Here is a 7500-nt window from a genome sequence, read left to right on the forward strand (position 1 = left end):
TTGGAAAATATCTCTGATTTATGGAATAGTGCCTTAAAAGAATTAGAAAAAAAGGTAAGCAAGCCAAGTTATGAAACCTGGTTAAAATCAACAACTGCTCATAACTTAAAAAAAGATGTATTAACTATTACAGCTCCAAATGAATTCGCTCGTGACTGGCTAGAATCTCATTATTCGGAACTAATCTCCGAAACACTTTATGATTTAACAGGGGCAAAACTAGCTATTCGTTTTATCATTCCCCAAAGTCAGGCAGAAGAGGATATAGATCTCCCTTCTGTTAAGCAAAAACACGCACATGATGAGTCTAATCACTTACCACAGAGTATGTTAAACCCAAAATATACATTTGATACATTTGTTATTGGCTCTGGTAATCGTTTTGCACATGCTGCTTCTTTAGCTGTAGCTGAAGCACCAGCTAAAGCCTATAATCCGCTCTTTATTTACGGGGGCGTTGGACTTGGAAAAACACATTTAATGCACGCAATTGGGCATTATGTAATTGAACACAACCCAAATGCAAAAGTTGTATATTTATCATCTGAAAAATTTACAAATGAATTTATTAATTCAATTCGTGATAATAAAGCTGTCGATTTTCGTAATAAATATCGTAATGTAGATGTCTTATTGATAGATGATATTCAATTTCTTGCTGGAAAAGAACAAACACAGGAAGAGTTTTTCCATACATTTAATGCGTTACATGAAGAAAGTAAACAAATTGTGATTTCAAGCGATAGACCACCAAAAGAAATCCCAACTTTAGAAGATCGCCTTCGTTCTCGCTTTGAATGGGGGTTAATTACGGACATTACGCCACCAGATTTAGAAACTAGAATCGCAATTTTACGTAAAAAAGCAAAAGCAGAAGGTCTTGATATACCAAATGAAGTTATGCTTTATATCGCAAATCAAATCGATTCAAATATTCGTGAACTAGAGGGTGCACTTATTCGAGTTGTAGCTTATTCATCTTTAATTAATAAAGATATGAATGCTGATTTAGCGGCTGAAGCGCTTAAAAATATTATTCCAAACTCTATACCTAGAATTATTTCTATTTCTGATATTCAAAAGGCTGTTGGGGGCGTCTATCAAGTAAAATTAGAAGATTTCAAAGCAAAAAAACGGACAAAATCCGTTGCATTCCCTCGCCAAATTGCGATGTATTTATCACGTGAACTTACGGACTCATCTTTGCCAAAAATAGGTGAAGAATTTGGTGGCCGCGATCATACAACAGTAATCCATGCTCACGAAAAAATTTCGAAGCTATTAAAAACGGATACTCAATTACAAAAACACGTTGAAGAAGTTAAGGATATTTTAAAATAGTAGTAGCTGAATAGTGTGAATAACTTAGCTTATTTTACGCACAGTCTATCCACATGTAGATAGACTGTTTTTACATCTTTAAACAGGGTTATCCACATATCCACAAGCCCTATTACTATTACTACTACTTTTTTATCTTTATTAAATAAATAAAATCTTATACTTACCGGAGGTTTTTCGTTATGCGTTTTACAATACAAAAAGACTATCTTGTAAGAAGTGTACAAGATGTAATGAAGGCAGTTTCTTCTCGTACAACAATTCCAATTCTTACAGGGATTAAAGTTGTAGCAACTGAAGAAGGAGTTACTTTAACAGGTAGTGATGCAGACATCTCTATCGAATCATTTATCCCAGTCGAAGATGCTGGAAAAGAAATTGTGGAAATTAAACAATCAGGAAGTATTATTTTACAAGCAAAATATTTTAGTGAGATCGTAAAAAAATTACCTAAAGAAACTGTCGAAATTTCTGTGGAAAATCATTTTATGACAAAAATAAAATCTGGAAAATCAGAGTTCAACTTAAATGGTTTAGATGCTGCTGAATATCCGTTATTACCACAAATCGAAGAACATCATGTATTTAAGATTCCAACAGATTTACTAAAGCACATGATTCGTCAAACAGTATTTGCAGTTTCAAGTTCTGAAACAAGACCGATCTTGACAGGTGTAAACTGGAAGGTATATAACAGCGAGCTAACTTGCATTGCAACAGATAGTCACAGACTAGCACTTCGTAAAGCAAAAATCGAAGGGTATAATATTGCCGATGAATTTCAAGCGAATGTCGTTATTCCTGGTAAGAGCTTAAGTGAATTAAGTAAAATTCTAGATGAATCTGAAGAAATGGTAGATATCGTTATTACGGAGTATCAAGTATTATTCCGTACAAAACATTTATTATTCTTCTCAAGATTATTAGAAGGAAATTATCCAGATACAACGCGTTTAATTCCAGCTGAAAGTAAAACTGATATATTTGTAAATACAAAAGAATTTTTACAAGCGATTGATCGTGCGTCGCTGTTAGCAAGAGATGGTCGTAACAACGTTGTTAAATTATCGACATTAGAACAACAGATGTTAGAGATTTCTTCGAATGCACCAGAAATCGGAAAAGTAGTAGAAGAGGTTCAATGTGAAAATGTAGATGGAGAAGAATTAAAAATATCTTTTAGTGCAAAATATATGATGGACGCATTAAAGGCTTTAGATAGTACAGAAATTAAAGTTAGTTTTACTGGAGCAATGAGACCGTTTTTAATTCGCACAGTAAATGATAATTCCATTATCCAATTAATTTTACCAGTCCGTACTTACTAAGTAAGGATTAAGGGTTGCTAGTGTAAAGGTACTAGTGACCCTTATTTGATTTGTGGGGTATTACTTTCCTAATGCTAGTTTATTTAGTACAATGAAAGAATGAACACTTTCAGAAAGTGAGCGATTTTATGAAACTTATTAAGATTTCAACAGAATACATTACACTAGGACAATTTTTAAAGTTAGCTGATGTAATTGATACAGGTGGCGCTGTGAAATGGTTCTTACAAGAATATGAAGTATACGTGAATCAAGAACTTGAAAATAGAAGAGGCCGAAAGTTATATGCAAATGATATTGTTGAAATTCCGGGAAGCGGAACTTTCCAAGTTCAGGCATAAAGGGGGATCCCTTTGTTTATTACAGAAATACAATTAAAAAACTATCGCAATTATGAGCATTTAGAGCTTTCCTTTGAGGATAAAGTCAATGTAATTATTGGTGAAAATGCGCAAGGGAAAACGAATCTGATGGAAGCTATTTATGTATTGGCGATGGCGAAATCTCATAGAACTTCGAACGATCGTGAACTCATTCGTTGGGATGAGGATTATGGTAATATAAAAGGTAGATTACAAAGGCGAAATAGTTCAGTATCCTTAGAATTAAATATTTCAAAAAAAGGTAAAAAGGCAAAGTTAAATCAGTTAGAACAACAAAAATTGAGCCAGTATATTGGTGAAATGAATGTTGTTATGTTTGCCCCAGAAGATTTAAATCTTGTAAAAGGAAGCCCTCAAGTACGAAGACGCTTTTTGGATATGGAACTTGGACAAATAGCTCCGGTCTATTTGTATGAATTAAGTCAATATCAAAAGGTACTCACGCAACGAAATCATTTACTTAAGAAGATGCAAGGGAATAGTAAAAATGAGGAAACGATGTTGGATGTATTTACACTTCAACTTATTGAGCATGGTGCAAAAATTTTGCGAAAACGTTTTGAGTTTTTGCATTTACTACAAGAATGGGCTGCTCCAATTCATCGCGGAATTAGCAGGGGATTAGAGGAGTTAGAAATCGTTTATAAACCAAGTGTAGATGTATCAGAATCAATGGATTTGTCGAAAATAAAGGAAGTATACTATGAAAGTTTTCAATCTGTGAAACAACGTGAAATTTTTCGGGGTACAACTTTACTTGGTCCTCATCGTGATGATTTACAATTCTTCGTTAATAGTAAAAATGTTCAAGTCTTTGGTTCACAAGGACAACAACGAACAACCGCACTATCCCTAAAATTGGCTGAAATTGAATTGATATACTCAGAGGTTAAGGAATATCCAATTCTTTTACTAGATGATGTGTTATCAGAATTAGATGATTATCGTCAATCGCATCTGCTAAATACAATTCAAGGAAAAGTACAAACCTTTGTGACAACGACGAGTGTCGAGGGAATTGAACACGAAACATTGAAAGAAGCGAAAACAATTCATGTAACGAACGGCACGGTAGATTGTGAAATAGACAGAAAATAATTTCTGTTTAAATGGAAAAGTAGGTGATCTTTGTGTCAATGGAACAAAAGCAAATGCAGGAAAATGCATATGATGAAAGTCAGATTCAGGTGTTAGAAGGACTGGAGGCAGTTCGAAAGCGTCCTGGTATGTATATTGGTTCTACAAGTGGAAAAGGTCTTCATCACCTCGTGTGGGAAATTGTTGATAACAGTATTGATGAAGCTTTAGCAGGATATTGTGATGAAATTAATGTCAGTATTGAAGAAGATAATAGTATTGTTGTAACAGATGATGGTCGTGGTATCCCTGTTGGTATACAAGAAAAAATGGGACGTCCTGCTGTAGAAGTTATTATGACGGTACTCCATGCCGGTGGTAAATTTGGCGGTGGTGGTTATAAAGTTTCTGGTGGTTTGCATGGTGTAGGTGCATCTGTTGTAAATGCTTTATCAACAGAATTAGAGGTATTTGTACATCGAGATGGAAAAATACACTATCAAAAATATGAACGCGGGGTCCCGGCTGCGGATTTAAAAGTAATAGGTGAAACTGATCGTACAGGAACGATCACACGCTTTAAGCCAGATTCAGAAATTTTTACAGAGACGACAGAATACGAATTTGATACATTAGCGACTCGTATGCGTGAGTTGGCGTTTTTAAATCGTAATATTAAATTAACAATTGAAGATAAGCGTGAACATAAGCAAAAGAAAGAATTCCATTATGAAGGTGGAATTAAATCATATGTTGAACATTTAAATCGTTCAAAACAACCGATTCATGAAGAACCTGTATATGTTGACGGTTCAAAAGATGGGATTCAGGTTGAGGTTGCTCTTCAATATAACGAAGGCTATACAAATCATATTTATTCATTTACAAATAATATTCATACGTATGAAGGCGGTACACATGAGGTAGGTTTTAAGACTGCTCTAACACGTGTAATTAACGATTATGGTCGTAAAAATAATATTTTAAAAGATGCGGATAGTAATTTAACTGGTGAAGATGTTCGTGAAGGCTTAACAGCAATCGTGTCAATTAAGCATCCAAATCCACAATTTGAAGGACAAACAAAGACGAAACTTGGAAATAGTGAAGCGAGAACGATTACAGAGTCTGTATTCTCAGAGGCGTTTGAAAAGTTCTTACTAGAAAACCCTAATGTTGCACGTAAAATTATAGATAAAGGGACTATGGCAGCGCGTGCACGTGTAGCGGCTAAAAAGGCTCGTGAACTAACGCGCCGAAAGAGTGCTCTAGAAGTTTCAAGTTTACCAGGGAAGCTAGCTGATTGTTCTTCTAAAGATCCAGCAATTAGCGAAATTTATATCGTGGAGGGTGACTCTGCGGGCGGATCTGCAAAACAAGGACGCGATCGTCATTTTCAAGCGATTTTACCACTGAAGGGTAAAATTATTAACGTTGAAAAGGCACGTTTAGATAAGATTTTATCAAATGATGAAGTTCGTACAATTATTACAGCAATTGGTACAAATATTGGTGGGGATTTTGCTATTGAAAAAGCTCGCTATCATAAAGTTATTATTATGACAGATGCCGATGTTGATGGTGCACATATTCGTACCCTATTATTAACGTTCTTCTATCGTTATATGCGTCAAATCATTGAGTGTGGATATATATATATCGCACAGCCACCGTTGTTTAAAGTACAACAAGGTAAAAAAATTCAATATGCTTATAACAATAAAGAACTTGAAAAAATACTAGCTGAATTACCAGCTCAACCTAAGCCTGGGATTCAGCGTTATAAAGGTCTAGGGGAAATGAATCCAACTCAGCTGTGGGAGACGACAATGGACCCAGAAGTACGTTCGTTACTTCAAGTTTCCCTTCAAGATGCAATTGAAGCGGATGAAACATTTGAAATTTTGATGGGTGATAAAGTAGAGCCGCGTCGTAACTTTATCCAAGAAAATGCAAAATACGTGAAAAACCTTGATATTTAAGTGAGTAATGACAGGAATCTAAGTATTCCTGTCTTCTACATATAAATCAATGTATGTGTAACGGAAATGTAAGAGGAGGTGCTCGTTGATGTCAGACAATCAACAACAAGCACGAATTCGAGAAATTAATATTAGTCATGAAATGCGTACCTCATTTTTAGATTACGCAATGAGTGTTATCGTGTCTCGTGCATTACCAGATGTTCGTGATGGATTAAAACCAGTTCATCGTAGGGTTTTATATGCGATGAATGATTTAGGAATTACAGCTGATAAAGCATATAAGAAGTCGGCGCGTATTGTCGGCGAAGTAATTGGTAAGTATCACCCGCACGGTGATTCAGCTGTTTATGAAACAATGGTACGTATGGCACAAGATTTTAGTCAACGTTACATGCTTGTTGATGGACATGGTAATTTCGGTTCTGTTGATGGAGATTCAGCGGCAGCAATGCGTTATACAGAAGCAAGAATGTCTAAGATTTCTATGGAATTAATACGCGATATTACAAAGAATACAATTGATTATCAAGATAACTACGATGGTTCTGAAAGAGAGCCAGTTGTATTACCAGCGCGTTTCCCTAACTTATTAGTCAATGGTACGACGGGTATTGCGGTTGGTATGGCAACAAACATTCCACCGCATCAACTTGGAGAAGTAATTGATGGTGTGTTGGCATTAAGTCATAACCCTGATATCACTATCGCGGAATTAATGGAATATATTCCTGGGCCAGACTTCCCAACTTCAGGTTTAATCTTAGGGCGAAGTGGAATTCGAAGAGCTTACGAAACAGGTCGCGGTTCTATTATACTTCGTGCTAAAGTTGAAATTGAAGAGAAAGCAAATGGTAAACAAACTATTATCGTAACAGAACTACCTTATCAAGTTAATAAGGCGCGATTAATTGAAAAGATCGCAGAACTAGTTCGTGATAAGAAAATTGAAGGTATTACAGATTTACGTGATGAATCAGATCGAAATGGTATGCGTATTGTTATGGAAGTACGTCGTGATGCCAATGCCAATGTACTATTAAATAATCTATATAAACATACAGCACTCCAAACAAGTTTCGGTATTAATATGTTGTCTCTTGTAAATGGAGAGCCACAAGTCTTAAATTTAAAACAAAATCTATATTATTATTTAGAGCATCAAAAGGTAGTGATTCGTAGACGTACTGCTTATGAATTAGAGAAAGCAGAAGCGCGTGCTCATATTTTAGAAGGCTTACGAATTGCTTTAGATCATCTTGATGAAGTTATTACTTTAATCCGTAGTTCAAAAACAGCTGATATTGCAAAACAAGGTTTAATGGAACGTTTCGGCTTAAGTGAGAAACAAGCGCAAGCGATTTTAGATATGCGTTTGCAACGTTTAAC

Annotated in this window: 6 protein-coding genes (1 of these 6 only partly in view); all 6 read left to right on the forward strand. The window is 35.3% G+C overall.

The window, feature by feature from the left end; translation table 11 throughout:
- A complete protein-coding gene (dnaA, locus tag LCF45_RS00005) occupies positions 1–1341 on the forward strand; it encodes a chromosomal replication initiator protein DnaA (RefSeq protein WP_002016481.1) in 1341 nt (446 codons plus the stop codon).
- 182 nt (positions 1342–1523) lie between these two features.
- A complete protein-coding gene (dnaN, locus tag LCF45_RS00010) occupies positions 1524–2669 on the forward strand; it encodes a DNA polymerase III subunit beta (RefSeq protein WP_002130198.1) in 1146 nt (381 codons plus the stop codon).
- Between the two features lie 128 nt (positions 2670–2797).
- On the forward strand, positions 2798–3010 hold the full coding sequence (gene yaaA, locus LCF45_RS00015) for a S4 domain-containing protein YaaA (protein ID WP_002016484.1): 213 nt from the start codon (positions 2798–2800) through the stop codon (positions 3008–3010).
- Positions 3011–3022: 12 nt separating this feature from the next.
- Positions 3023–4150: a DNA replication/repair protein RecF gene (gene recF / locus LCF45_RS00020; protein WP_002016486.1), complete on the forward strand. Its 1128-nt coding sequence runs from the start codon at positions 3023–3025 to the stop codon at positions 4148–4150.
- Positions 4151–4188: 38 nt separating this feature from the next.
- Complete coding sequence (gene gyrB, locus LCF45_RS00025; protein ID WP_002034986.1) at positions 4189–6111, forward strand: DNA topoisomerase (ATP-hydrolyzing) subunit B; 1923 nt, start codon at positions 4189–4191, stop codon at positions 6109–6111.
- A gap of 88 nt (positions 6112–6199) precedes the next feature.
- Positions 6200–7500 carry the 5' portion of a DNA gyrase subunit A gene (gene gyrA / locus LCF45_RS00030; protein WP_002016488.1) on the forward strand. It continues 1171 nt past the right edge of the window, so the window shows 1301 of its 2472 coding nt (coding positions 1–1301); it begins with the start codon at positions 6200–6202; the stop codon falls past the right edge of the window.

This window comes from Bacillus sp. 41-22 (assembly GCF_025809295.1).
Lineage (GTDB): Bacteria > Bacillota > Bacilli > Bacillales > Bacillaceae_G > Bacillus_A > Bacillus_A mycoides.

Bases quoted from the DNA above. Each gene is read 5' to 3' on its own strand.
- dnaN (WP_002130198.1), top strand. From the start codon at position 1,524: ATGCGTTTTACAATACAAAAAGACTATCTTGTAAGAAGTGTACAAGAT.
- yaaA (WP_002016484.1), top strand. From the start codon at position 2,798: ATGAAACTTATTAAGATTTCAACAGAATACATTACACTAGGACAATTT.
- gyrB (WP_002034986.1), top strand. From the start codon at position 4,189: ATGGAACAAAAGCAAATGCAGGAAAATGCATATGATGAAAGTCAGATT.